This is a genomic window from Klebsiella sp. RC2 (assembly GCF_014192815.1).
GTDB lineage: Bacteria > Pseudomonadota > Gammaproteobacteria > Enterobacterales > Enterobacteriaceae > Klebsiella > Klebsiella variicola.
In genome coordinates this window covers 1-23,810 of sequence record NZ_JACHYL010000009.1, presented here as the reverse complement: position 1 = coordinate 23,810, position 23,810 = coordinate 1, and the positions used below count along the sequence as shown (strand labels likewise).

Below are 23,810 nucleotides of genomic sequence, written 5' to 3'. Positions count from 1 at the left end.
TTTATACGCAAACTTCGCCCAGTTGAATAGAGATCGGTCGATTATCTCCCGCTTTCCTGCGCCATATGCGACAGACGTTTATCATCCAGACTGTAGCGATTCATTATCACTATCAACAGCGCCACCAGCACACCCGGGAAGAGAGTGAACAACAATTTAATCATCTGCAGCGCTGAAGCCGATTGCTGCGCGGCGCCGCCGACGTAGTCCCCCCACGCCAGCAGATAACCCACCAGCGCGCCGCCGATGGCAATCCCTAATTTGATTGCAAACAGGTTGGTTGAGAAGACAATTCCGCTGAGCTTCTTGCCGCTGCGCTTTTCTTCCGCATCAATGATATCTGAGAGCATGCTCCACTGTAGCGGTGTTGCCGCCAGCTGAATGATATTGATGATTATCACCAACGTGAAGATGGCGGCGACGTTGCCCGCCGGGACGAAATACATCGCGATTAACAGCACCGCCTCCAGCGCCATTGACAGCTTGAAGCCCTTCACTTTATCGATGTTCTTAAATATGAACGGCGACAGCATGGCTCCCACCACTCCGGAAGCCAGCGTGGTGGTCAGCAACAAGCTGCCAAGATCCGCGCGCCCCATAATGTTATTGACGTAGTAGAGCGTGGTACCGCCTTTGAACAGCACGGCGATCAGGTTCACCACGTTCAGCGTAAATAAAATGCGCCAGTCTTTGTTCGCCAGCAGGGTTTTCAGGTCATCAAGGATGCTGCTCTGATTATTGGCCGTAATGTCTGTAGAGTAGCGCTCTTTAGTCAGGCCAAAACAGATAAAGAACAGCACGATGCTCAAGGCGCCCATCACCATCATGGTGTAGAAATACCCGTTTTGCAGATTGCCTTTCCCCAGCCAGGCTACCAACGGTAGCGCAGTCAGCGACACAATCAGGCCGCCTAAGGTACTTAGCGCAAACCGCCACGACTGCAGCGATACTCGCTCGCGGGAGTCATTGGAAATATTATTAATCATCGCGCAGTACGGGACGTTAATAGCGGTATACACTAACGATAATAAAGTATAAGAAACATAGGCATAAATTAACTTACCGCTATAACCTAAATCCGGGGTATAAAACGTTAAGCAGCACAATACGCCAAACGGAATGGCAAACCATAAAATATAGGGCCGGAATTGACCATATTTAGTGCGGGTTCTATCAGCCACCGCCCCCATTAATACATCGGTCACCGCATCTAATACTCTGACGGCTAAAAACATGGTTCCCATATGCGCGGGGCTTAAACCAAATACGTCAGTATAAAACCAGGCCATGAACAACATCACTGTTTGCCATACTAAATTACAACCGGTGTCGCCTAAACCATAGCTGAATTTTTCTTTGATACTAATACGGGCAGTATTCATCGCGCCTCCGCAATAAGAGCACTGGTAGATTTGATATGCATACGTTATTGCTAAGGGCAATCCGGTTATGTATAAATTATCCTGTTAAATATAAGAAGAGTGTACCCGATGAGTGACGAATCTCCCGTTTTCGAAAAGATCCCCGTTGGCGCAGGTGAACTCTTTACGCTGCGAGCAGATAACATAAATGATTTCAATGGGATAAATGTAGTTCCACATTTCCATATGATGGACGAACTGATGTGGTTCAGAGAATCAGGGGGAAGCTATTCCATTGGCGACGAAAAATTTACCATTAAAAACAACACGCTGGTATACGTCCCTGCCCTACTCATTCATGAAATGACGCTACCGCCCGCTGCCAGCCACAAGCGTTATCTTATGCAATTCGAAAAAGAGTGGCTGGAAGGATATGATCTGTCGCTACCTGCGGCCCACTGCGGCGCGGTAGTTTATCTTTCCGGCGAGGAGGCTGAGCGCCTTGAGCTGCTGCTGAGCTGGTGCAGTGAGTTCAGCGACTTCTCCGATTCGCTGTTCCGTTCCCTGATGCAAAGCGTACTACTGCATGCTTTTAATCGCCTTAAAGATTCCGTTCCTGTTACCGAACGAACCCATCATCGCTACCTGAGCGAACTTATCGAACTACTACAAGTCATTAATGCCAATGAAAATTTTGAAATGACAACAGAGGAAGCCGCCCGACGCTGTCAGTGGTCAAAATCCTGGTTTTCCCGCACCTTTAAATCCGCCTTTGGCATCAGCTTTAAGAAATTCATGCTGCTGCGCAAACTCAATATCGCTGTCAATCTGCTGACAAACACCGACCTGAAGATCAGCGATATCTCGCAAAGTGCCGGCTTCACTGACAGCGCCTACTTCTGCCTCAAGTTTAAAGAGATGATGAACGATACTCCGCAATCTTTCCGCCACAAAATCAGAAGCACCGATGCCGTAGGCAGTCGGGCGGAGAAATAAATCGTTTTTTGTGAGCAGCATCACCAGATAAGTGGACGTTTATTATATAAATGGAAACAGTCTATATATCTCCTGAGTCATCCTCCACTTAAAATTATTGCTATATTTTGAGCATTAAGGATAAATACGATGATTCAGAATCCTGTCTTTAGAGGTTTTAATCCTGACCCCTGTATATGCCGCCGCGGCGATGATTATTATGTGGCGGTATCATCATTTGAATGGTTTCCCGGACTACCGGTTTATCATTCAAGGGATCTTAAACATTGGCAATTGCTCACCCATGTGCTTACCGATGATAATAACCCAGACTTAAAAAAACTGCCTTCTGCCAAAGGTATTTGGGCCCCAAGCCTGACCTGGTGCGAAGAAGAAAAGCTGTTTTATGTCATTTATGGCGTTATGAATTCAATGAACTCCCGTTATTTTGACGTTGATAATTATCTTATTACCGCCGAGGAGATCACTGGCCCGTGGAGCGCCCCCGTTTATCTCCATTCTGCTGGATTCGATGCCTCAATTTTGCACGACCACGATGGCAGAAAATGGATCGTCTCACTGGAGTGGGAAACTCGCGAAGGCTATGAAAAACCGGGAGCGATCTGCCTGGTGGAATATTCGCCGCAGACGCACAGCGTCATCGGCTACCCGCAGCGCATCTGGCACGGCGGTACCGACCGCGGCTGCATTGAAGCGCCGCATCTGACGAGACGCGGCGACTATTACTACCTGATGGTCGCCGAAGGCGGCACCGGTTACGGGCATTCTGTCACCATGGCCCGCGCCACCGAGGTCGCTGGCCCCTATCAAGGCGATCCGCTCAATCCAATCGTCACATCCTGGCCAGAGAATTTTAACGAACGCAAAGATACAGGCCATCTCAAGCCCCACTATTTCAATCCGGAAACCTACCTGCAAAAGGCCGGGCACGGTAGCTATGTCGAGACCCCAACGGGTGAAGTCTGGCTAACCCACCTTTGCAGTCGTCCGTTTCGCCAGGAGCTACGCTGCCCGCTGGGTCGCGAAACGGCGATCCAAAGGATGGAATGGAGCGAGGATGGCTGGCTGCGCCTGGCCGCTGGGGGTCATCTCGCACAGCATCAGGTAGAAGGATCCCGTCTGCCGCCGCACCCGTTTCCACCAAAAGCGGACCTTGATGATTTTGATGAGCCAAGGGTGGATAACGCGTTTTATGCGCCGAGGATCCATTTCCAGCGTTTTACCTGCCTGACGCGTAAAGCAGGCTATCTTGCTCTACGCGGTCAGGAGTCGCTGAGCTCGCTCAATAAAGTCAGTCTGCTGGCGAAAAAGCTGACCTCGGTATACGCCAACATCAGTACGAAGATGGATTTTAACCCGGAGATTTATCAGCACAGCGCTGGACTGGTGCTCTATTACGACAACATGAACTATCTGTTTTTACATAAAACCTGGGATGAAACCTCTGGCGCGGCGCAACTGGCTATTATCTACATGGATAACGGTGAGCGTCACGACGATCCACAGAAAATTCGCCTTGCCGAGGGAGAAATCTATCTCGCGATTGCTATTAATGGCCGAGAGGTACAGTGTTCATGGTCTGTCGACGGTGAGCACTATCACCCCATCGGAGCGGTCTACGACACATCGCATTTCTCCGATGAATACAGCCGCTACGGCGAGTTTACCGGGGCGTTTGTCGGCATGGCCTGCGTGGATAGTATGCTGCATCGCAAAGAGGCGCTGTTTGATTTCTTCTGCTACCGGGCGGATGAAGACGCGATAATCGAGTAACGATGCCTTTCTGGCATCCTGTCCGCACAGGGTGCTAGAATCCCCGGCTGTTGTCGCTTAATTACGCAAACGGGCTACATGAGCACATTACCTTATCTCCATGGCTATCCTGAATCGCTGCTGTCGCAGGTGACGACCTTAATCGAGCAAGACCGCCTCGGCGAGGTGCTGCAAAAGCGTTATCCGCAGGGGCATGACGTTAACAGCGATAAAGCGCTGTATCAGTACACCCAGGATCTGAAGGCCCGCTTTCTGCGCGGAGCGGCGCCGATCAACAAAGTGATGTACGACAGTAAAATCCACGTGCTGAACAATGCGCTCGGCCTGCATACCGCGATTTCCCGCGTTCAGGGCGGTAAGCTGAAAGCCAAAGCGGAAATTCGCGTGGCGACGGTGTTTCGCGACGCGCCGGAGGCCTTTCTGCGGATGATCGTGGTCCATGAACTGGCGCATTTGAAAGAGAAAGATCACAACAAAGCCTTTTATCAACTGTGCTGCCATATGGAGCCACAGTACCATCAACTGGAGTTCGATACCCGCCTGTGGCTGACGCACCTTTCGTTAAATCGTTCTGCGTAGTGACGCACTGGTTTTGTCATGATGGCATGATAGAGTGACGACAGGTTCCCTTTAATGGAGTTCGTCAACGTTTATGATACGTTTCGCAGTTGTTGGCACAAACTGGATCACCAAGCAGTTTGTCGATGCCGCCCATGAAACCGGCAAATATAAACTTACCGCCATCTACTCCCGCAGCCTCGAACAGGCGCAAGCCTTCGCCAATGACTATCCGGTCGAGCATCTGTTTACCTCGCTCGATGAACTGGCACAGAGCCCTGACGTTGACGCGGTCTATATTGCCAGCCCGAACTCGCTGCACTTCCCGCAGACCCGGCTGTTCCTGAGCCACAAAAAGCACGTCATTTGCGAAAAGCCGCTGGCATCGAACCTGCAGGAAGTCGAGGCGGCGATAGCGCTGGCGAAAGAAAATAACGTTGTGCTGTTTGAAGCCTTTAAAACCGCCAGTCTGCCTAACTTTCTGCTACTGAAAGAGACGCTTCCTAAAGCGGGCAAACTGCGCAAAGCCTTCATCAACTACTGTCAGTACTCCTCGCGCTATCAGCGCTACCTTGACGGCGAAAACCCCAACACCTTTAACCCGGCGTTCTCTAACGGTTCGATTATGGATATCGGCTTCTATTGCCTGGCGTCCGCTGTGGCGTTATGGGGCGAACCGCGGGCCGTTCTTGCCACCGCCAGCCTGCTGGACAGCGGCGTAGACGCCCAGGGCACCGTGGTGCTGAGCTATGGCGACTTCGACGTGACGCTGCATCACTCCAAAGTTAGCGATTCCGCGATCCCCAGTGAAATCCAGGGCGAAGACGGCACATTAGTGATCGAAAAAATCTCCGAATGCCAGAAGCTGGCGTTTGTGCCGCGCGGCGGTAAAGCCCAGGACCTGACGCAGCCCCAGCACATTAATACTATGCTGTATGAGGCGGAGACCTTTGCGCGCCTGGTGGAGACACAGGATGTCAATCACCCGGGTCTGACCGTGAGCCGTATTACGGCAAAACTGTCGAGCGAAATTCGTCGCCAGACCGGAGTGATCTTCCCGGCCGATACGCAGCCGCTGGCGTAAAAGAGTGTAAAGGCCGGACCGGCCGCCATTGACGAAAACCGCCCTGTGACATATTTTGTTACGTGCAAAGGGGAGTAACTTCCTTGCCGGTTGATCGTCATTACGATGCGTGCAATACCGCATCCGGTCGCCGGGCAATAACCAAAGCCCATCGCGATGTACTTTGGTTGTTGTAAGTGAGACCTTGCCGGAAGGCGAGGTCTATGCATAAAAGCGCAGCGGCTGCCGTCTTCCGACGTCAGCCGTTTTGTTTTTATGTAAGGAATATCAAATGAATACTGTCGGCACGCCGTTGCTATGGGGTGGATTCGCTGTCGTCGTCGCGATCATGTTGGCAATCGACCTGCTGCTTCAGGGACGACGCGGTTCGCATAGCATGACCATGAAGCAGGCCGCGGGCTGGTCAATCCTTTGGGTCACGCTTTCTCTGCTGTTCAACGCCGCCTTCTGGTGGTATCTGGTACAAACCCAGGGCCGGGCCGTCGCTGACCCGCAGGCCTTAGCCTTCCTCACCGGTTATCTGATTGAGAAAGCGCTGGCGGTCGATAACGTCTTCGTCTGGTTGATGCTGTTCAGCTATTTCGCCGTACCGCCTGCTCTGCAGCGCCGGGTACTGGTGTATGGCGTGCTGGGCGCGATTGTTCTGCGTACCATCATGATCTTCGCCGGCAGCTGGCTGATTTCCCAGTTTGACTGGCTGCTGTACGTCTTCGGCGCCTTCCTGCTTTTTACCGGCGTGAAGATGGCGCTGGCGAAAGAAGATGACTCCGGCATCGGCGATAAACCACTGGTGCGCTGGATCCGCAGCCATCTGCGAATGACGGATAAAATCGAGAGCGAGCGCTTCTTCACCCGTAAAAACGGGGTGCTGTTCGCCACGCCGCTGCTGCTGGTGCTGATCCTGGTGGAACTGAGCGATGTGATTTTCGCCGTCGACAGTATCCCGGCGATCTTCGCGGTCACCACCGATCCGTTTATCGTCCTGACCTCAAACCTGTTCGCCATTCTCGGCCTGCGCGCGATGTACTTCCTGCTGGCGGGGGTCGCCGAGCGCTTCTCGATGCTCAAATACGGTCTGTCGGTGATCCTGGTGTTTATTGGCGTGAAGATGCTCATCGTCGACTTCTACCATATCCCGGTCGCCATCTCGCTGGGCGTGGTGGGAGGCATCCTGACCGTCACGCTGCTGATTAACGCCTGGGTCAACAAGCAACACGACAAGCAGCGCAAACTGCCTGAGTAATCTGCACAACGCGCCGTCGGCCATCGCCGACGGCAATCTCTGCTCATGTCACAGTTATGTTACTGCATAGTTAAAAAACAAGATCCAGATTAAAATCACAGCATTTTACGCTTCCCGCCCGCCATTCTTTCCGTATACTCGACTATGCAAACATCTACTTACATCCTGACATAAACGTAACAAATAATACGTGGCTGGGATGGCTTGCTACATCACTGGAAGGAATGAATTATGACCACACGCACTCCCCCATCGGGGTGGATCTCACGCCTGGCGCAAGGCAGCCTGGTGAAACAAATTTTAATCGGTCTGGTGCTTGGCGTGCTGCTGGCGCTGGTCTCTAAGCCAACGGCCATTGCCGTCGGTCTGCTGGGGACCCTGTTCGTCGGCGCGTTAAAGGCGGTGGCGCCGGTGCTGGTATTGATGCTGGTGATGGCCTCCATCGCTAACCATCAGCACGGACAAAAAACCAGTATTCGCCCCATTCTGTTTCTCTATCTGCTGGGCACCTTCAGCGCGGCGCTGACCGCGGTGTTGTTTAGTTTTGTCTTTCCGTCGACTCTGCATTTAACCACCGCCGCCGACAGCATCACGCCGCCGTCGGGGATTGTCGAAGTGCTGCGCGGCCTGCTGATGAGCATGGTATCTAACCCGATCGACGCCCTGCTGAACGCCAACTATATCGGCATTCTGGTGTGGGCGGTGGGGCTGGGCTTCGCCCTGCGTCACGGTAACGACACCACCAAAAACCTGATCAACGATGTCTCCCACGCGGTGACCTTCATCGTCAAAGTGGTGATCCGTTTTGCACCGCTGGGGATCTTCGGTCTGGTCTCTTCCACCCTGGCGACCACCGGTTTCGAGACCCTGTGGGGCTACGCCCAGCTACTGCTGGTGCTGGTCGGCTGTATGCTGCTGGTAGCGCTGGTGATTAACCCGCTGCTGGTGTTCTGGAAAATCCGCCGTAACCCCTATCCGCTGGTGCTGACCTGCCTGCGCGAAAGCGGCGTCTACGCGTTCTTCACCCGCAGCTCCGCCGCCAATATTCCGGTGAATATGGCGCTGTGTGAAAAGCTGAATCTGGATCGCGATACCTATTCGGTCTCCATTCCGCTGGGGGCGACCATCAATATGGCGGGCGCGGCGATCACGATCACCGTGCTGACGCTGGCGGCGGTGCATACGCTGAATATTCCGGTGGATCTGCCGACGGCGCTGCTGCTGAGCGTGGTCGCTTCGCTGTGCGCCTGCGGCGCCTCCGGCGTGGCGGGCGGTTCGCTGCTGCTGATCCCGCTGGCCTGTAATATGTTTGGGATCCCGAACGATGTGGCGATGCAGGTGGTTGCCGTCGGCTTTATTATCGGCGTGCTGCAGGATTCCTGCGAAACGGCGCTCAACTCCTCCACCGACGCCCTGTTTACCGCCGCGGCCTGCATAGCAGAAGATGACCAGCTGGCGAAAAACGCCCTGCGCAGCTGATGCCTTTCCCCTCCGCTATCGGGCGGAGGGGCTCTTTTCCTGGACTGCGTTTTCAACCTTAAACGGATCGATACCGCGCTTTTGCATCCGGCGGAAGCGAATGATATTCAGCCCGTTGACGATCAGAAAACTGCCTTCAATCAGCGTCCCACCAATCGAACCCAGCCACAGATTATGCGTGACCCAGCAGGCGGTCGAGCACCACATCACGCAGCGGACAGTCAGCCCTTTGCAACGAAACAGCGCCCAGGTGCTGGCGACGGTGCCAATGATCGGCAGCAGCTCCATGGCATGCTGCAGTTTGCCCAGGCCGAGGATCAACGTCAGGAGGATAAAGACGGTCATCACCCACAGGCTACGGGTGCGTAAGGAAATGACCGTACGTAGCGCATTGAGCCCGGCGCTCATTCCGGCCGACCCGGCGCCCATCAGGAAAAAATGGACGCCGATAATAGCGCTATAGACCGCCAGCTGTAGCCTGAAACGGCGTTCATCGCGGTTGATAAAGGTGGTAATGCCGATAAGAAAGGCGATGACGCCGACCCCCTGGGCCAGCCAATACGCGGTCATGAAAGCTCCCTGACTGAAAAAAACAAACGGCGCTTCACTGGCTGAAACGCCGCTGTTACGAGCCCGATGGCGTTACGCTATCAGGCCGATACACGTTCTACACCCCTGGGCGCCAATGTGAATACACCTTTACAGGGTAACACCGCTTTTAAAGATGGCCAGTTCGCGGAAGTCATTCTGTTCATTACAGGTCGGTTTACCGTTAGCGAAAGCCACAATGGCATCCACAAACTCCTCCAGCAGCTGCGGCATCGCTTTGCCATGGAGCAGCTGCCCGGCATCGAAGTCGATCCAGTGCTTTTTCTTCGCCGCCAGTTCGCTGTTGGTGGCGATCTTCACCGTCGGCACAAAGCCGCCGTACGGCGTGCCACGTCCGGTGCTAAACAACACCATATGACAGCCGGCGCCGGCCAGCGCGCTGGTGGCGACCGCGTCGTTGCCCGGCGCGCTCAGCAAATTCAGACCATGAACCTTCAGGCGCTCGCCGTAGCGCAGGACATCCACCACCTGGCTGGAACCCGCTTTCTGAGTACAGCCCAGCGACTTATCTTCCAGGGTGGTGATCCCCCCGGCTTTGTTACCCGGGGAAGGGTTTTCGTAAATAGGCTGGTCGTGTGCGATAAAGTACTGCTTAAAGTCATTGACCATGGTCACCAGCTTGTCGAAGGTCGCTTCGTCACGGCAGTGACTCATCAGCAGCTGTTCAGCACCGAACATCTCCGGCACTTCGGTCAGCACGGTGGTGCCGCCGTTGGCGATCACATAGTCTGAGAAGCGGCCCAGCATCGGGTTAGCGGTAATGCCCGACAGGCCGTCCGATCCCCCGCACTCGAGACCAAACTTCAGCTCGCTCAATTTACCCGGCTGGCGTTTATCCTGACGCATCACTTCATACAGCTGATGCAGATGCGCAACCCCCGCTTCCACTTCATCGTCCTGGTGCTGGCAAATCATAAAGTGCACACGCTGCGGGTCAAACTCGCCCAGCGTTTCGCGAAAGGCATCCACCTGGTTGTTTTCACAGCCAAGGCCAACCACCAGTACCGCCCCGGCGTTCGGGTGACGAACCATATTTTGCAGCATGGTGCGAGTGTTGATGTGGTCATCCCCAAGCTGCGAGCAGCCATAGGTGTGGCTGAAGAGATGCACCCCATCGATATCCTCAGCGCCATACGTCTCTTTCAGGAAACGGTTCTGCATTTGTCTGGCCATCGCGTTGACGCAGCCGACGGTCGGCAGGATCCACAGCTCATTGCGCACGCCGACGTCACCGTTAGCGCGACGATAAATCTGCACTTCGCGATCCGCAGGCTGTGGCGGTTGGGCAACCCGGTCCGGTTGATAGCGATACGCGTCAAGGTCGCTGAGATTGGTGCGCGTATTGTGCGCATGAACATGCTCGCCCGGCGCGATATCCGCCAGCGCATGGCCAATCGGCAACCCGTACTTAACGACGTTTTCCCCTTTCGCGATAGCGCGCAGTGCAAACTTGTGGCCGCGAACGATATCCTGGCCGAGGGTGACCGAATCCTTATCAATCGTCACCACACTACCGGCAGCGATATCCGCCAGCGCGACCGCGACGTTATCCTGCGAATGGATTTTAATGTATTGCATATCAACCGACCTCTGGCCTTAGTTCAGTTCAATGGCGAAATAGTCACGCGCATTGTTAAAGCAAATGTTTTTCACCATCTCGCCCAGCAGCGCGATATCCGCAGGCGCTTCGCCGGCAGCCACCCAGCGGCCGATCATCTGGCACAGAATGCGGCGGAAGTATTCGTGGCGCGTGTAGGAGAGGAAGCTGCGGCTGTCGGTCAGCATCCCGACGAAGCGGCTCAGCAGGCCGAGCTGCGCCAGCTGGGTCATCTGCCGCTCCATGCCGTCTTTCTGATCGTTGAACCACCAGCCGGAGCCGAACTGCATCTTGCCTGGCATGCCTTCACCCTGGAAGTTACCGATCATGGTGCCCAGCACTTCGTTATCGCGCGGGTTCAGGCAGTAGAGAATGGTTTTCGGCAGCAGGTTTTCTTCGTTCTGCTTGCTCAGCAGCTTAGACAGCTCTTCCGCCATCGGGCGATCGTTGATCGAATCGAAGCCCACATCCGGGCCTAACAGTTTGAACTGACGCAGGTTGTTGTTACGCAGCGCACCGATATGGTACTGCTGTACCCAACCGCGACGGGCATATTCTGCGCCGAGGAACACCAGCACCGCGGTTTTGAACTGCGCCACTTCGTGTTCGCTGAGGGTCTCGCCAGCCAGACGGCGCGCCAGAATGGCGTCCAGCTCGGCGTCGGTCGCTTCCGCAAACAGCACCACGTCCAGCGCGTGGTCGGAGACCTTGCAGCCGTGTGCGGCAAAGTGGTCCAGACGTTTGGTCAGAGCGCTTTGCAGGTCCGCAAAACGGCGAATATCGGTATCGGACACCTCACCCAGCTTCGCCATGTAGTCATTAAAGGTCGCCTGTTCAATGTTGAATGCTTTATCCGGGCGCCAGCTCGGCAGCACTTTGATATCAAAGGAGGTATCTTTGGCGACAACCGCATGGTGCTCGAGAGAATCAATCGGATCGTCGGTGGTACCGACCATCTTCACATTCATCTGCTTCATGATCCCGCGGGCGGAGAAGGCGTCCTGAGCCAGTAAATCATTGCACTGGTCCCAGATCTCATCGGCGGTGGATGGAGACAACAGCTTACCTGTAATACCAAAAGGGCGACGCAGCTCTAAATGGGTCCAGTGGTATAACGGGTTGCCAATAGTGTGCGGCACCGTTGCCGCCCAGGCGTCAAATTTCTCGCGATCGGACGCATCACCGGTACACAGACGCTCCGGTACGCCGTTAGTGCGCATTGCGCGCCATTTGTAGTGATCGCCTTTCAGCCAGATGTCATACAGATTTTTGAAGCGATAGTTTTCGGCAACCTGCTGCGGCGGAAGGTGGCAATGGTAGTCGAAAATCGGCTGATCTTTGGCGTAATCGTGGTACAGACGGCGAGCAAATTCGGTATCGAGTAGAAAATCTTCAGTCATAAACGGTGTCATTCGCGTGTCCTCTTCGCTCCGTAGCGGGAGCCTTTCAGATGATTGACTACAATGCTGACAAAGTTATCACACCAATTTCTACAGACCGAGCTGTTTTTCGTGAGTTAGATCAATAAACGTCGATAAAAAAACGACCGCCTCATTGGAAAACACCCCGGCAGGGCGCGCCATCTCTGGCTTTCCCGGTAAGGGCTAAAGACCACACTAACTTTCCCACTTTTGTGACAGCACTCAACTTTTAAAGTTGTATGACAAGTTATCTTTCTGCCGTCGCAACATATAAACCGACGGAATGCATTACCGGTGTTTATGGCATCGGCTTATACGGAATGGACACCGACTTTCAACATAACAACTGATGGTAAGGTTCGGGCCAGAGGGGGATCCCCCCTCCTGAACCCTCCGTTTCGCTTTCCCGACCGCGTATTGCCGTCAGGAAAGGCCGCACCTGATGCGGAAAGATAACAGACGATGAGGTTTACATGCGTAAAATTAAAGGGTTACGTTGGTACATGATTGCGCTGGTGACGCTAGGCACCGTGCTGGGCTACCTGACCCGTAACACCGTGGCGGCGGCCGCGCCGACGCTGATGGAAGAGTTACACATCTCGACTCAACAGTACTCCTATATCATTGCAGCCTATTCCGCTGCCTACACCGTCATGCAGCCTGTCGCGGGTTACGTCCTCGATATTCTCGGGACCAAAATCGGCTATGCCTTCTTTGCTATCGCCTGGGCGATATTCTGCGGCTCAACCGCGCTGGCAGGCAGCTGGGGCGGCCTGGCGCTGGCTCGCGGCGCAGTCGGCGCAGCGGAAGCCGCGATGATCCCTGCCGGGCTGAAAGCCAGTTCTGAATGGTTCCCGGCAAAAGAGCGCTCTATCGCGGTGGGCTACTTCAACGTCGGTTCCTCTATTGGCGCCATGATCGCGCCGCCGTTGGTGGTGTGGGCGATTGTCATGCACAGCTGGCAGATGGCGTTCATCATCTCCGGGGTATTGAGCTTCGCCTGGGCCATCGCCTGGCTTATCTTCTACAAACACCCGCGCGACCAGAAAAAATTATCTGACGAAGAACGCGACTACATCATTGGCGGTCAGGAGTCTCAGCATCAGACCAATAACGCGAAGAAAATGTCGCCGTGGCAGATCCTGCGCAACCGTCAGTTCTGGGGTATCGCCCTGCCGCGCTTCCTCGCCGAGCCGGCCTGGGGGACCTTTAACGCCTGGATCCCGCTGTTCATGTTTAAGGTTTACGGCTTTAACCTGAAAGAGATCGCGATGTTCGCCTGGATGCCGATGCTGTTCGCCGACCTCGGCTGCATCGTGGGCGGTTACCTGCCGCCGCTGTTCCAGCGCTGGTTTGGCGTCAACCTGATCGTGTCGCGTAAAATGGTGGTCACCATGGGCGCCCTGCTGATGATTGGCCCGGGGATGATCGGCCTGTTCACCAGCCCGTACGTGGCGATTGCCCTGCTGTGCATCGGCGGGTTCGCTCACCAGGCGCTGTCCGGGGCGCTGATCACCCTCTCTTCCGACGTCTTTGGCCGTAACGAAGTCGCTACCGCCAACGGTCTGACCGGGATGGCCGCCTGGCTGGCGAGCACCATGTTCGCCCTGGTTGTCGGCGCGCTGGCAGACACCATCGGCTTCAGCCCGCTGTTTGCGGTACTGGCCGTCTTTGACCTGCTGGGCGCGCTGGTTATCTGGACGGTGCTGAAAAACAAACCGGCTGACGATGACTCGACGCCGCTTAGCAGCCGCAAACCCGCCACGCAGAGTTAGATCATGTGCTGATATGACCGCTTATCGAGCCGCCTTCTCAGGCGGCTTTTTCATGCCTGCCAGTGGTGGAAAGCGTGTAAAAGTGGTATAACAAATCGAATATTGTCGCCATCTTGCGGGAGCGAATATGGAAATCATTGAACCACGCCGTCTGTATCAGCAGCTTGCCGCTGAGCTGAAGACGCGCATCGAACAAGGTGTCTACCTTGTAGGGGATAAGCTGCCCGCCGAGCGCTTTATCGCCGATGAAAAAAACGTCAGCCGCACCGTGGTTCGTGAAGCCATTATCATGCTGGAAGTGGAAGGGTATGTCGAAGTCCGCAAAGGGTCGGGTATTCATGTCATCTCCAACCATCCCAAGTACCAGCAGGTGGCCGATGAAAGCCTTGAATTCGCCAACTATGGCCCTTTTGAACTCCTGCAGGCGCGGCAGCTAATTGAAAGCAATATTGCTGAATTCGCGGCGACTCAGGTGACCAAACAGGACATCATGAAGCTGATGGAGATTCAGGAGAAAGCGCGCAACGAGAAGTGTTTCCGCGACTCCGAGTGGGATCTCCAGTTCCACGTCCAGGTGGCGCTGGCCACGCAGAACAGTGCGCTGGCGGCGATCGTGGAAAAAATGTGGACCCAGCGCGTGCATAACCCGTACTGGAAAAAGCTGCATGAGCATATCGACCTGCGCACGGTCGATAACTGGTGCGACGATCACGATCAGATCCTGAAAGCCCTGCTGCGTAAAGATCCCAACGCCGCCAAGCTGGCGATGTGGCAGCATCTGGAAAATACCAAGCAAATGCTGTTTAACGAAACCAGCGATGACTTTGAATTTAATGCCGATCGCTACTTATTTGCCGATAATCCGGTAGTTCATCTCGATACGGCGGCCAACAGCGCGAAATAAGCGCTTATCCTGACGGCGCGCGGCCCCTGCGCGCCTGCCCCCCAGGCCGGCTGGAGTAAGTAAAACATATATAGTGTCAGCCTGTGTAAATCCTCTCGCCTCCCACCGCCGCAATCAGCAAAATCAACGAGCAACACCTTGCAATTTCTCTGACGTAAAGTCAGCTGATTTGTTACAATTAGATGCATTTTGCCGTTCTGGGGGTAAGTGTTTACTTACTTCAGTCTTATACAGGGAAGCGTTCAGAGCGCCTAAGCAGCGACCAAAATCTCATAAAAATCTTGTCGCCCAACATGCCACGCGCTCAGACGTGCCGTTAACCGATGTACCAGGAATCGTGAATGGAACTTTTAACCCAGTTATTGAATGCCTTGTGGGCTCAGGATTACGAAACGCTCGCGAATCCCTCCATGATTGGCATGCTGTATTTTGTCTTGTTTATGATTTTGTTCCTTGAGAACGGGTTACTGCCTGCCGCGTTTTTACCGGGGGATAGTCTGCTTGTGCTCGTGGGCGTGCTGATCGCCAAAGGGGCGATGGGCTTTCCGGAAACCTTGCTGCTGCTTACCGCCGCCGCCAGCCTCGGCTGCTGGCTGAGCTACATTCAGGGGCGCTGGCTGGGCAATACGCGGATCGTGCAAAACTGGCTGTCGCATCTGCCCTCTCACTATCATCAACGCGCGCATCACCTGTTTCATAAGCATGGGCTCTCCGCGCTGCTGATCGGCCGCTTTATCGCCTTCGTGCGTACGCTGTTGCCGACGATTGCCGGCCTTTCAGGCCTCAATAACGCTCGCTTTCAGTTCTTTAACTGGATGAGCGGCCTGCTGTGGGTGCTCATCCTGACCTCGCTGGGCTATCTGCTGGGCAAAACCCCGGTATTCCTCAAGTATGAAGATCAGCTGATGTCCTGCCTGATGCTCCTTCCGGTCGCGCTGCTGGTCTTCGGACTGATCGGCTCGCTGGTGGTGCTGTGGAAGAAAAAATACAGAAGCCGGGGCTAATGATGGTCATTAAACGCCCCTCCCTGCGCCAGCTGAGCTGGCTGCTGGGTGGCTCTCTTGTGCTCTGCGCGCTGTTCTGGCTCTGGCTGGCAGTGCAGCAGCAGGAGGCCACGCTGGCGATCCGTCCGGTTGGCCAGGGCGTCAGCATGCCGGACGGCTTCTCCGTCTGGCATCATCTCGACGCCAACGGTATCCGCTTTAAGAGCATTACGCCGCAAAAAGATGGCCTGCTGATTAAGTTCGACTCCACCGCCCAGGGCGCGGCGGCGAAAGAGGTTCTCGGTCGCGCTCTGCCACATGGTTATATTATTGCCCTGCTGGAGGACGATAACTCGGCCACCGCCTGGTTATCCCGTCTGCGCGACGCGCCTCACCGGCTCGGGTAAACTACCACCGTACTGCGTTTTTTACGCAGTCTGGTGGTTTCCTGCATTTGTTACTATGCTTAAACCTGCGGGAATCAACGCATTCCCGTTCACCATCGGGAACGGGTATATCCTCCGGATATACCCTCAGACAATGGAAGGTACTATCCATGAAACACCGCATCGCTCTGCTTCTGGCCCTGACTTCACTTAGCGCCAGCGCCATAGCAGCCTCTCCCTGCCAGGAAAAAGAGCAGGATATTCAACGAGAGATCAGCTATGCCGAAAAGCATCATAATCAAAGTCGCATTGATGGGCTAAATACCGCGCTACGTCAGGTACGGGAAAACTGCAGCGACAGTAAACTCAAAGCCGATCATCAGCAAAAAATTGCCAAACAGCGGGAAGAGATCGCTGAACGTCAGCGCGATCTGCAGGAAGCCCGGAAGAAAGGCGATGCGGACAAAATCAACAAACGCCAGCATAAACTCAATGAAGCGCAACAGGAGTTAAAAACGCTGGAGTCTCGGGACTACTAATAACAGTTAACTTTCGCAACACGGACCACGCTACAGGAGAACGACATGGCTAAAGAGAATGTGACTGACGACCTTCGTGCAGAACTGAAAACGCTGGCGGATACCCTGGAGGAAGTTCTGAATTCCTCGGCGGACAAGTCGAAAGAAGAGATTGGTAAACTGCGTAGTAAAGCAGAGAGCGCGCTAAAAGAGAGTCGTGCCCGCCTGGGTGAAACCAGCGATGCGATTTTGCGTCAAACGCGCGAGACCGCCGCGCGGGCGGATGATTATGTTCGCGAAAATCCGTGGACAGGAGTCGGGATTGGTGCCGCCGTCGGGCTGGTGCTGGGTGTCCTGCTGTCGCGTCGCTGATTATGGCGAATACTCAACACACGCAGGGGCCAGGCCAGCGCGTGTTCTCCATTGGCCAGCGTATCGTCACGCTGCTGGCCGAAATGGTGGAAACACGGCTGCGCCTGGTCGTCGTGGAGCTGGAGGAGGAGAAAGCCAACCTCTTCCAGCTGCTGATCATGACCGGACTGACGCTGCTGTTTGCCGCGTTTGGCCTCATGAGTCTGCTGGTGCTGGTTATCTGGGCCGTTGACGCCCAGTACCGCCTGCACGTCATGATCGCCACCACCGTCGTTCTGCTCCTCGCCGCCGCGATCGTGGGTATCCTTACCCTACGTAAGGCGCGCCGCTCCACGCTGCTGCGCCTGACGCGTAAAGAGCTGGAGAACGACCGTGCCCTTCTGGAGGACGATAAACCGTGAATGGCCGACAGGAGCGTGAACGGCAAAAGGCGCTGCTGCTGCGCCAGATCCAGCAGCAACGACTGGAGCTTAGCGCCTGTCGTCGCCACTGGCTGGAGGCGACAGCGCCCCTCGATCGCGGCTGGCATACGCTGCTGAGTTTACGTTCGTGGCTGATGGTTGGCAGCGGTTTGATGGCCGTCTGGTCCATACGACACCCGCACTTTTTGATGCGCTGGACCAAACGCGGTCTCGGACTGTGGAGCACCTGGCGGATGGTCCGCGGGATCCTGCGCCAGTCGTCAACACACTAGCAGCCCGGAGCGCGGGCGCTTATCCCGGCGCCCCGCTCTGCCATTTCCCCGTCCGATACAATACGCCGTTCGCGGCAGACGGGGCCTTCGCCGCAACCCGCGGTTAGCCCCCCTCAGATCTCAATTCATTCCGCTCAGCCACCCGATATCGGGACGGGTAGTTCCCCTCGTCGCCAGAAAATTTCTCCTCACCGCACTTATTGCTCAGAAACTTTGAAGAAGATCTACAGTTTTCCTTGCTAACAATTCCCTCTCCGCCTCGTTACTATCCTCTCCATCGACAGCAACACCGTGTAACCACGCGGGATTGCGCTAAAAAACAAAACTGCCGCCCCTTTGGGTTTTCTGGAGTAAGAAATGAAAAAATTAGAAGATGTTGGTGTACTGGTAGCGCGTATTCTGATGCCGATTCTGTTTATCACTGCTGGATGGGGCAAAATCACTGGTTACGCCGGAACCCAGCAGTATATGGAAGCCATGGGCGTGCCGGGAGCACTGCTGCCGCTGACCATTCTCCTTGAATTCGGCGGCGGTCTGGCGATTCTGTTCGGTTTCCTGACCCGTACCACCGCGTTGTTCACCGCAGGCTTTACGCTGCTGACCGCGTTCCTGTTCCACAGCAACTTTGCGGAAGGCGTGAACTCGCTGATGTTCATGAAAAACCTGACCATTGCTGGCGGTTATCTGCTGCTGGCCATTACCGGACCGGGCGCATTCAGCATCGACCGCGTACTGAATAAAAAGTGGTAAGCGCACTATACTGAGTAAAAATCTAAAAAAAGCGAGGGGATATCTCCTCGCTTTTGCTATCTGCAGGAGGAAGTAATGGGACAATTAGTCGACGGCGTCTGGCAAGATACCTGGTATGACACCAAATCCACCGGAGGACGATTCAAGCGTTCCGTTTCGGCCTTCCGTAACTGGCTCACGGCCGATGGCGCGCCGGGGCCTGCGGGCGAAGGTGGCTTTGCCGCGGAAAAAGACCGTTATCATCTGTATGTTTCTTTAGCCTGCCCGTGGGCGCACCGCACGTTAATTCTGCGCAAGCTGAAAGGACTGGAACCCTTTATATCCGTCTCCGTGGTCAATCCGCTGATGCTGGAAAACGGCTGGACCTTCGCCGATGATTTCCCTGGTGCTACCGGCGACCAGCTCTATCATCATCAGTTCCTCTATCAGCTCTATCTGCAGGCTGACCCGCACTATACCGGTCGCGTCACGGTCCCGGTATTGTGGGACAAAAAGCAGCAGACCATCGTCAGCAATGAGTCGGCAGAAATCATCCGCATGTTTAATACCGCCTTCGATGGTCTGGGCGCCAGAGCCGGGGATTACTATCCGCCGGCGCTGCGGGAAAAAATCGATGAACTGAACGGCTGGATCTACGACAACGTCAACAACGGCGTGTATAAGGCCGGCTTTGCCACCAGCCAGCAGGCTTACGACGAAGCGGTCGAGGCGGTCTTTACTTCACTGGAGCGGCTGGAGCAGATCCTCGGTCAGCATCGTTACCTGACGGGAAATCAGCTGACGGAAGCCGATATTCGCCTGTGGACCACGCTGGTACGGTTCGACCCGGTATATGTGACGCATTTTAAATGCGACAAACGGCGCATTAGCGATTACCTCAACCTGTACGGTTTTCTGCGCGATATCTACCAGATGCCCGGCATCGCGGAGACGGTGAGTATTCCGCATATCCGCCACCACTATTACCGCAGCCATAAAACCATTAATCCAACCGGCATTATCTCCATTGGACCGCAACAGGATCTCAACGAACCCCACGGCCGCGATCAGCGCTTCCGTTGATCTTTCGGGCGCCAGTGATGGCGCCCAATAATTCAGAAAACAGATATTTACCCACCATTCATTCACGTCTATTCTTATTGCGATCGCTTAAAAAACAAGTGATTGACGGTTAATTGAGGCGTAGAAATGGACTGGTATCTCAAGGCATTAAAAAACTATATAGGATTTGGCGGCCGTGCGCGGCGCAAAGAGTACTGGATGTTTATTCTGGTCAACCTCATCCTGACCGGCGTATTGAGCATCATCGATAAAATGCTGGGCTGGCAGCGGGCGGGCGGCGAAGGCATTCTGACGACCATCTATGGCGTACTGGTCTTTTTACCGTGGTGGGCGGTGCAGTTTCGGCGTCTGCATGACACCGACCGCTCAGCCTGGTGGCTGCTGCTGCTGTTGATCCCGGTCATCGGCTGGCTGGTGATCCTGATCTTTAACTGCCAGCGCGGCACCGAAGGCAACAATCGCTTCGGACCCGATCCGAAACCCTTCTCCTATTAATCTTCCCGCTCCTCCCGCTAGCGGGAGGAGCGTCTTCTCGACTAGCGTCCCGCAAACAGCTTAGGGATTTCGCGCAGACACCAGGACTTCGCCTCGCCCATACTGTCCCGCCGCCAGGCCATGATTATGTCAATTTCATTGGTGTATTCCGGGCTGACGACCCGCAGACGCCCTTCGGCAATATCCTTCTCCACCAGCGGATAGGGCATGGTCGCCACGCCTAGCCCGGCCAGCAGTGCCTGGCGCTTATCTTCAATGGTACTCACCGTTAAGCGCGGCTGTTTATCCAGCAGCTGAACGGTAAGGACGGGCCGCTCGCGTGCGGTATCCGCTACTGCGACGCCGCGGTATTTCACGCGGGTCACTTCCGAGAGCGGTTCCGGCTCCTGGTGGATCGGGTGATCCGGCGCCGCGACGTACACACTGAGCACCGAATAGAGTTTGCGCGAGTTAATCTCCGAGGAGGAACGAAAATGCATATCCGGCGCGACAACAATATCCGCCCGCCCCTGCTCCAGCCGCTCCCAGGCGCCGGCCAGCACCTCGGTGATAATCGACAACTGCGTATTAGATTTGGTCGCCAGTTTTTCAATTAGCGGAAACAGATCCGGGGTGGGCACCAGCGCTTCGGTGACGATCGTCAGGTGGGTTTCCCAACCGCGCGACAACGCTTCCGCATCGGTGGTGAGTTTATCCGCCGCTTCGAGCAGCACGCGCCCGCGTTCCAGGAGCATCCGTCCAACGTTGGTGAACTTCGTGCGATGACCTGAGCGGTCAAACAGCACCACGTCCAGCTCCTCTTCCAGTTTTTGCATGGTATAGCTCAGGGCGGAAGGCACGCGTCCCAGCTCATCAGCCGCGGCAGCAAAGCTCCCACGGCGGTCGATCGCATCCATCACACGCAACGCTTCCAGCGTTAATGCTCTCTCTTTGGCCATCGCTTTCTCATTCAGGAAATTTGAACATACCGGGCAGAATATCTGGCTAACAATACAGCGTCCATACCTTTACCATTGATTTAGTGTAAAGAGAGGTCAAGAACATGATTACTACCCGAACAGCCAAACAATGCGGACAAGCAGACTTCGGCTGGCTGCAGGCCCGCTACACCTTCTCCTTTGGCCACTACTTCGACCCGAAATTACTGGGCTTCGCGTCCTTGCGCGTCCTCAACCAGGAAGTGCTGGCGCCCGGCGCTTCCTTCCAGGCCAGGACGTACCCAAAAGTCGATATCCTGAACCTGATTCTGGAAGGCGAAGCAGAATATCGCGACAGCGACGGCAACCACGTGCAGGCCAAAGCCGGTGAAGCGCTGCTTATCGCCACCCAGCCTGGCGTGAGCTATAGCGAGCATAATCTGAGCAAAGAGCAGTCGTTAACGCGAATGCAGCTGTGGCTCGACGCTTGCCCGCAGCGGGAAAACCCGCTACAGCAGAAAACCGAAGTGGTGAGCGCACCGCTGCAGCTGCTGGCCTCGCCGGAGGGAGAGAACGGCAGTCTCCAGCTTCGCCAGCAGGCCTGGGTCTACCATATCGCACTGGAGAAAGGAGAGCAGATTAGCGTGCAGCTGCATGGCCCACGCGCTTACCTGCAGTCAATCCACGGCACCGTCCATGCCGTCGCGCAGGAACAACAAAAACAGGCTCTCACCTGTGGTGACGGCGCATTTATTCGTGACGAAGCTAACATTACCCTCGTCGCCGATACGCCGCTGCGCGCTTTGCTGATAGATTTACCGGTGTAACAACGGAAGGGATGGAGTCTGTCAGTGAGTAAAAAGAAAAACAGAAAAAAGGCGTCCCCGACGCCATCAGCCCCGACGCAGCCGGAAACCGCCGGCGTCGTCAGCTTTGGTTATGATGAGATGCTGAGCGAACTGGAAGCCATTGTTGTCGAAGCGGAGATTCGTCTGCGGGATGAAGAAAGTCTCGCCTGAAAAGGCAATATCAATGATTCGATTTTCGTTTATAGCCTGAAGATAATATCGGCCCCGAAAGGGGCCGATGGCATTATTCGCTCAGCGCGTCGGCAAGATCTTTTTTCACCTGGGTACGCTGCTCCGGCGTCAGGACCTGATTCACATCGAAATAATACTTCACGCGGTAATAACGCACCTGCTGATCGATCTTACTGAAGGCAGCCAGCTGATCCTTGACCGCCTTTTCATCCCATTTTCCGGAATCAATCACGTTAATCAGGGCGCCATCTTTAATGTCTTGCTGCGAAATCTGTTGAACATTATTTTCCAGTTGCTGATGCAGGCTTTTAATTTTCGCAACCTGATCGCTGGTGAGTTTTAAGTGCTGGACAATAGGGTCCTGCGCCGGCGCTGGCGCCGCCTGCACGTCCGCGGCTTGCGCAGACAGAGAGAAACCGGTAGTCAGAAGGGCTGCAAACGCAATACGGGTCATTAATTTCATTGTTTTATCCTGAAGTGAAAGTGTCTGAAATAGCGGTTTATTATTTTACAGTTGGTAGTGAATAAATGTAAAAAATAATACCTAAAGATTATTCACAGCGTGCACCTGATCACAAACCATTCAATACATAAGAAATTCAAATGTTCTCACCAAATGAATTCATATGAAAAATACCACGTTTATATAAAATGACTTTAGCGCTTATCACGGAAATTAATTGACAGTAGCCACGGTTACTTTATTTAATTAGCGAGAAAGATGTCATACATAAAAGCAGGGATATCATTTTTAAAATATATAAGGAGATAGTTATGTTATTACGCACTCGCGTATTACCGCTGTTTTTTGTCATCTCGCTGTTAAGCGGCTGCGGCCTGGCGTCTAAAGCCTTTTATTCCGCGGGAGACAAATTATTTCAACCGGGAGATGACGCCGTCGCTTCGATGCAGACGTATTCAGTCGCCCAGTTCCTGCAGCCGTTTACCCTCAACCCGGCGAAGGCCAGCAGCGATTATCTGGGCAAATGGGTCAAGGTGCGCGGCGTGATTGTCGACATTCGCCGAATGAGCGGTATCGCCGGCAGCTACTATTTTACCGTGACCATGCGAGATGAACAGAATAAAACGGATAAACGTCTGACCTTCAATTTTGGCTCACATAACAGCGCAGACGTTGAGGCGTTAAGCAACGGCAGCATCGCCACGATCGTCGGTCAGGTTCATCAGGTACAAGATTCCACGATCCCGACGCTACAGAATCCTAAGGTGGTTAAATAACGGTAACTGACCAATAAGCCGCGTTCTTTTGGTATAGCGTCGTGGACAGTCATTCATCCTGCTTTCGGTATTCGAATAGCAAAAACCCCGCCGGAGCGGGGTTTTGACATAAAGAGGTGAAACTGACCGATAAGCCGCGTTCTTTTGGTATAGCGTCGTGGACAGTTATTCATCCGAGTCACGGATTCAGATAGCAAAAACCCCGCCGGAGCGGGGTTTTGACATAAAAAGGTGAAACTGACCGATAAGCCGCGTTCTTTTGGTATAGCGTCGTGGACAGTTATTCATCCGAGTCACGGATTCAGATAGCAAAAACCCCGCCGGAGCGGGGTTTTGACATAAAAAGGTGAAACTGACCGATAAGCCGCGTTCTTTTGGTATAGCGTCGTGGACAGTTATTCATCCGAGTCACGGATTCAGATAGCAAAAACCCCGCCGGAGCGGGGTTTTGACATAAAAAGGTGAAACTGACCGATAAGCCGCGTTCTTCTGGTATAGCGTCGTGGACAGTCATTCATCCGAGTCACGGATTCAGATAGCAAAAACCCCGCCGG

General features: G+C 54.4%; 26 protein-coding genes. 20 read left to right on the top strand and 6 right to left on the bottom strand.

Translation table 11 applies throughout. The features are described from left to right. Nucleotides 1-41 precede the first annotated feature (41 nt). Nucleotides 42-1,382 (bottom strand): MFS transporter, encoded by a 1,341-nt coding sequence (locus tag FHW76_RS23245; RefSeq protein ID WP_008806572.1) that lies wholly within the window; start codon nucleotides 1,380-1,382, stop codon nucleotides 42-44. Between the two features lie 108 nt (nucleotides 1,383-1,490). Between FHW76_RS23245 and FHW76_RS23240 the strand changes: the two genes are divergently transcribed. The 6 genes from FHW76_RS23240 to sstT all read left to right on the top strand — a co-directional run bounded on the left by FHW76_RS23240 (nucleotide 1,491) and on the right by sstT (nucleotide 8,494). Continuing rightward, entirely contained in the window at nucleotides 1,491-2,357 is an 867-nt protein-coding gene (locus FHW76_RS23240) for an AraC family transcriptional regulator (RefSeq protein WP_012540503.1), read from the top strand. 129 nt (nucleotides 2,358-2,486) lie between these two features. Beyond that, nucleotides 2,487-4,130 (top strand): glycoside hydrolase family 43 protein, encoded by a 1,644-nt coding sequence (locus tag FHW76_RS23235; RefSeq protein ID WP_012967192.1) that lies wholly within the window; start codon nucleotides 2,487-2,489, stop codon nucleotides 4,128-4,130. Between the two features lie 78 nt (nucleotides 4,131-4,208). After that, nucleotides 4,209-4,709, top strand: a complete 501-nt coding sequence (locus FHW76_RS23230) for a M48 family metallopeptidase (protein WP_008806575.1) — start codon at nucleotides 4,209-4,211, stop codon at nucleotides 4,707-4,709. A 73-nt stretch (nucleotides 4,710-4,782) separates the two neighbouring features. After that, complete coding sequence (locus FHW76_RS23225; protein ID WP_012967191.1) at nucleotides 4,783-5,772, top strand: Gfo/Idh/MocA family protein; 990 nt, start codon at nucleotides 4,783-4,785, stop codon at nucleotides 5,770-5,772. Nucleotides 5,773-6,043: 271 nt separating this feature from the next. Beyond that, the gene (locus FHW76_RS23220) at nucleotides 6,044-7,015 is read left to right on the top strand and encodes a TerC family protein (RefSeq protein ID WP_004188496.1); all 972 of its coding nucleotides are present in this window, start codon (nucleotides 6,044-6,046) and stop codon (nucleotides 7,013-7,015) included. A 231-nt stretch (nucleotides 7,016-7,246) separates the two neighbouring features. After that, entirely contained in the window at nucleotides 7,247-8,494 is a 1,248-nt protein-coding gene (sstT, locus tag FHW76_RS23215) for a serine/threonine transporter SstT (protein WP_008806578.1), read from the top strand. 15 nt (nucleotides 8,495-8,509) lie between these two features. On the opposite strand, the gene FHW76_RS23210 is transcribed toward sstT, so the two are convergent. The 3 genes from FHW76_RS23210 to uxaC form a co-directional block, all read right to left on the bottom strand. Next, nucleotides 8,510-9,064 carry a YgjV family protein gene (locus tag FHW76_RS23210; protein ID WP_012540497.1) on the bottom strand — a complete coding sequence of 185 codons (555 nt, stop codon included), beginning with the start codon at nucleotides 9,062-9,064 and terminating at the stop codon, nucleotides 8,510-8,512. A gap of 129 nt (nucleotides 9,065-9,193) precedes the next feature. Next, the gene (locus FHW76_RS23205; RefSeq protein WP_101837308.1) at nucleotides 9,194-10,681 is read right to left on the bottom strand and encodes a UxaA family hydrolase; all 1,488 of its coding nucleotides are present in this window, start codon (nucleotides 10,679-10,681) and stop codon (nucleotides 9,194-9,196) included. Between the two features lie 18 nt (nucleotides 10,682-10,699). Further along, a complete protein-coding gene (gene uxaC / locus FHW76_RS23200) occupies nucleotides 10,700-12,112 on the bottom strand; it encodes a glucuronate isomerase (RefSeq protein ID WP_012967190.1) in 1,413 nt (470 codons plus the stop codon). Between the two features lie 482 nt (nucleotides 12,113-12,594). Here uxaC and FHW76_RS23195 point away from each other — a divergent pair, with 482 nt between their 5' ends. The 11 genes from FHW76_RS23195 (at nucleotide 12,595) to FHW76_RS23145 (ending at nucleotide 20,060) form a co-directional block, all read left to right on the top strand. Then, on the top strand, nucleotides 12,595-13,896 hold the full coding sequence (locus tag FHW76_RS23195) for an MFS transporter (protein ID WP_008806582.1): 1,302 nt from the start codon (nucleotides 12,595-12,597) through the stop codon (nucleotides 13,894-13,896). A 127-nt stretch (nucleotides 13,897-14,023) separates the two neighbouring features. Then, complete coding sequence (gene exuR / locus FHW76_RS23190; RefSeq protein ID WP_012967188.1) at nucleotides 14,024-14,800, top strand: transcriptional regulator ExuR; 777 nt, start codon at nucleotides 14,024-14,026, stop codon at nucleotides 14,798-14,800. Between the two features lie 341 nt (nucleotides 14,801-15,141). Continuing rightward, nucleotides 15,142-15,804 carry a DedA family general envelope maintenance protein YqjA gene (gene yqjA / locus FHW76_RS23185; protein WP_004206121.1) on the top strand — a complete coding sequence of 221 codons (663 nt, stop codon included), beginning with the start codon at nucleotides 15,142-15,144 and terminating at the stop codon, nucleotides 15,802-15,804. 8 nt (nucleotides 15,805-15,812) lie between these two features. Further along, nucleotides 15,813-16,190, top strand: coding sequence for an EnvZ/OmpR regulon moderator MzrA (gene mzrA / locus FHW76_RS23180; RefSeq protein ID WP_162493301.1), 378 nt, complete (start codon nucleotides 15,813-15,815; stop codon nucleotides 16,188-16,190). Between the two features lie 149 nt (nucleotides 16,191-16,339). Continuing rightward, a complete protein-coding gene (locus FHW76_RS23175; protein WP_008806585.1) occupies nucleotides 16,340-16,708 on the top strand; it encodes a DUF1090 domain-containing protein in 369 nt (122 codons plus the stop codon). A 45-nt stretch (nucleotides 16,709-16,753) separates the two neighbouring features. Further along, on the top strand, nucleotides 16,754-17,059 hold the full coding sequence (locus FHW76_RS23170) for a YqjD family protein (RefSeq protein ID WP_008806586.1): 306 nt from the start codon (nucleotides 16,754-16,756) through the stop codon (nucleotides 17,057-17,059). A 2-nt stretch (nucleotides 17,060-17,061) separates the two neighbouring features. Then, nucleotides 17,062-17,460 carry a phage holin family protein gene (locus FHW76_RS23165; RefSeq protein WP_008806587.1) on the top strand — a complete coding sequence of 133 codons (399 nt, stop codon included), beginning with the start codon at nucleotides 17,062-17,064 and terminating at the stop codon, nucleotides 17,458-17,460. Further along, nucleotides 17,457-17,753 (top strand): YqjK-like family protein, encoded by a 297-nt coding sequence (locus FHW76_RS23160; protein WP_008806588.1) that lies wholly within the window; start codon nucleotides 17,457-17,459, stop codon nucleotides 17,751-17,753. Before FHW76_RS23165 ends, FHW76_RS23160 begins: the two co-directional genes overlap by 4 nt. A gap of 357 nt (nucleotides 17,754-18,110) precedes the next feature. Beyond that, nucleotides 18,111-18,503: a DoxX family protein gene (locus FHW76_RS23155; RefSeq protein WP_002917920.1), complete on the top strand. Its 393-nt coding sequence runs from the start codon at nucleotides 18,111-18,113 to the stop codon at nucleotides 18,501-18,503. Between the two features lie 75 nt (nucleotides 18,504-18,578). Further along, nucleotides 18,579-19,565, top strand: a complete 987-nt coding sequence (locus tag FHW76_RS23150) for a glutathione S-transferase family protein (protein ID WP_008806589.1) — start codon at nucleotides 18,579-18,581, stop codon at nucleotides 19,563-19,565. 126 nt (nucleotides 19,566-19,691) lie between these two features. Beyond that, nucleotides 19,692-20,060 carry a DUF805 domain-containing protein gene (locus tag FHW76_RS23145; protein ID WP_008806590.1) on the top strand — a complete coding sequence of 123 codons (369 nt, stop codon included), beginning with the start codon at nucleotides 19,692-19,694 and terminating at the stop codon, nucleotides 20,058-20,060. A gap of 41 nt (nucleotides 20,061-20,101) precedes the next feature. On the opposite strand, the gene FHW76_RS23140 is transcribed toward FHW76_RS23145, so the two are convergent. Beyond that, a complete protein-coding gene (locus tag FHW76_RS23140) occupies nucleotides 20,102-20,998 on the bottom strand; it encodes a LysR family transcriptional regulator (RefSeq protein WP_004144865.1) in 897 nt (298 codons plus the stop codon). 104 nt (nucleotides 20,999-21,102) lie between these two features. On the opposite strand from FHW76_RS23140, the gene FHW76_RS23135 reads away from it, so the two are divergent. After that, entirely contained in the window at nucleotides 21,103-21,804 is a 702-nt protein-coding gene (locus FHW76_RS23135) for a pirin family protein (protein ID WP_008806591.1), read from the top strand. Nucleotides 21,805-21,828: 24 nt separating this feature from the next. Then, nucleotides 21,829-21,996: a hypothetical protein gene (locus FHW76_RS23130; protein ID WP_008806592.1), complete on the top strand. Its 168-nt coding sequence runs from the start codon at nucleotides 21,829-21,831 to the stop codon at nucleotides 21,994-21,996. Between the two features lie 73 nt (nucleotides 21,997-22,069). Here FHW76_RS23130 and FHW76_RS23125 read toward each other — a convergent pair whose 3' ends face one another. Further along, nucleotides 22,070-22,480, bottom strand: a complete 411-nt coding sequence (locus tag FHW76_RS23125) for a Spy/CpxP family protein refolding chaperone (protein WP_008806593.1) — start codon at nucleotides 22,478-22,480, stop codon at nucleotides 22,070-22,072. Between the two features lie 311 nt (nucleotides 22,481-22,791). Between FHW76_RS23125 and FHW76_RS23120 the strand changes: the two genes are divergently transcribed. Further along, nucleotides 22,792-23,256, top strand: coding sequence for an OB-fold putative lipoprotein (locus tag FHW76_RS23120; protein ID WP_012967186.1), 465 nt, complete (start codon nucleotides 22,792-22,794; stop codon nucleotides 23,254-23,256). Nucleotides 23,257-23,810 lie beyond the last annotated feature (554 nt).

Excerpts from the sequence above, each read along its gene's own strand:
- exuR (WP_012967188.1), top strand. The coding sequence starts at position 14,024 with ATGGAAATCATTGAACCACGCCGTCTGTATCAGCAGCTTGCCGCTGAG.
- FHW76_RS23225 (WP_012967191.1), top strand. The coding sequence starts at position 4,783 with ATGATACGTTTCGCAGTTGTTGGCACAAACTGGATCACCAAGCAGTTT.
- FHW76_RS23245 (WP_008806572.1), bottom strand. The coding sequence starts at position 1,382 with ATGAATACTGCCCGTATTAGTATCAAAGAAAAATTCAGCTATGGTTTA.
- FHW76_RS23155 (WP_002917920.1), top strand. The coding sequence starts at position 18,111 with ATGAAAAAATTAGAAGATGTTGGTGTACTGGTAGCGCGTATTCTGATG.
- FHW76_RS23230 (WP_008806575.1), top strand. The coding sequence starts at position 4,209 with ATGAGCACATTACCTTATCTCCATGGCTATCCTGAATCGCTGCTGTCG.
- FHW76_RS23120 (WP_012967186.1), top strand. The coding sequence starts at position 22,792 with ATGTTATTACGCACTCGCGTATTACCGCTGTTTTTTGTCATCTCGCTG.
- FHW76_RS23125 (WP_008806593.1), bottom strand. The coding sequence starts at position 22,480 with ATGAAATTAATGACCCGTATTGCGTTTGCAGCCCTTCTGACTACCGGT.
- FHW76_RS23145 (WP_008806590.1), top strand. The coding sequence starts at position 19,692 with ATGGACTGGTATCTCAAGGCATTAAAAAACTATATAGGATTTGGCGGC.
- FHW76_RS23195 (WP_008806582.1), top strand. The coding sequence starts at position 12,595 with ATGCGTAAAATTAAAGGGTTACGTTGGTACATGATTGCGCTGGTGACG.
- sstT (WP_008806578.1), top strand. The coding sequence starts at position 7,247 with ATGACCACACGCACTCCCCCATCGGGGTGGATCTCACGCCTGGCGCAA.
- FHW76_RS23140 (WP_004144865.1), bottom strand. The coding sequence starts at position 20,998 with ATGGCCAAAGAGAGAGCATTAACGCTGGAAGCGTTGCGTGTGATGGAT.
- yqjA (WP_004206121.1), top strand. The coding sequence starts at position 15,142 with ATGGAACTTTTAACCCAGTTATTGAATGCCTTGTGGGCTCAGGATTAC.
- FHW76_RS23175 (WP_008806585.1), top strand. The coding sequence starts at position 16,340 with ATGAAACACCGCATCGCTCTGCTTCTGGCCCTGACTTCACTTAGCGCC.
- FHW76_RS23205 (WP_101837308.1), bottom strand. The coding sequence starts at position 10,681 with ATGCAATACATTAAAATCCATTCGCAGGATAACGTCGCGGTCGCGCTG.
- FHW76_RS23135 (WP_008806591.1), top strand. The coding sequence starts at position 21,103 with ATGATTACTACCCGAACAGCCAAACAATGCGGACAAGCAGACTTCGGC.
- FHW76_RS23240 (WP_012540503.1), top strand. The coding sequence starts at position 1,491 with ATGAGTGACGAATCTCCCGTTTTCGAAAAGATCCCCGTTGGCGCAGGT.
- FHW76_RS23220 (WP_004188496.1), top strand. The coding sequence starts at position 6,044 with ATGAATACTGTCGGCACGCCGTTGCTATGGGGTGGATTCGCTGTCGTC.
- uxaC (WP_012967190.1), bottom strand. The coding sequence starts at position 12,112 with ATGACACCGTTTATGACTGAAGATTTTCTACTCGATACCGAATTTGCT.
- FHW76_RS23170 (WP_008806586.1), top strand. The coding sequence starts at position 16,754 with ATGGCTAAAGAGAATGTGACTGACGACCTTCGTGCAGAACTGAAAACG.
- FHW76_RS23210 (WP_012540497.1), bottom strand. The coding sequence starts at position 9,064 with ATGACCGCGTATTGGCTGGCCCAGGGGGTCGGCGTCATCGCCTTTCTT.
- FHW76_RS23165 (WP_008806587.1), top strand. The coding sequence starts at position 17,062 with ATGGCGAATACTCAACACACGCAGGGGCCAGGCCAGCGCGTGTTCTCC.
- FHW76_RS23235 (WP_012967192.1), top strand. The coding sequence starts at position 2,487 with ATGATTCAGAATCCTGTCTTTAGAGGTTTTAATCCTGACCCCTGTATA.
- FHW76_RS23150 (WP_008806589.1), top strand. The coding sequence starts at position 18,579 with ATGGGACAATTAGTCGACGGCGTCTGGCAAGATACCTGGTATGACACC.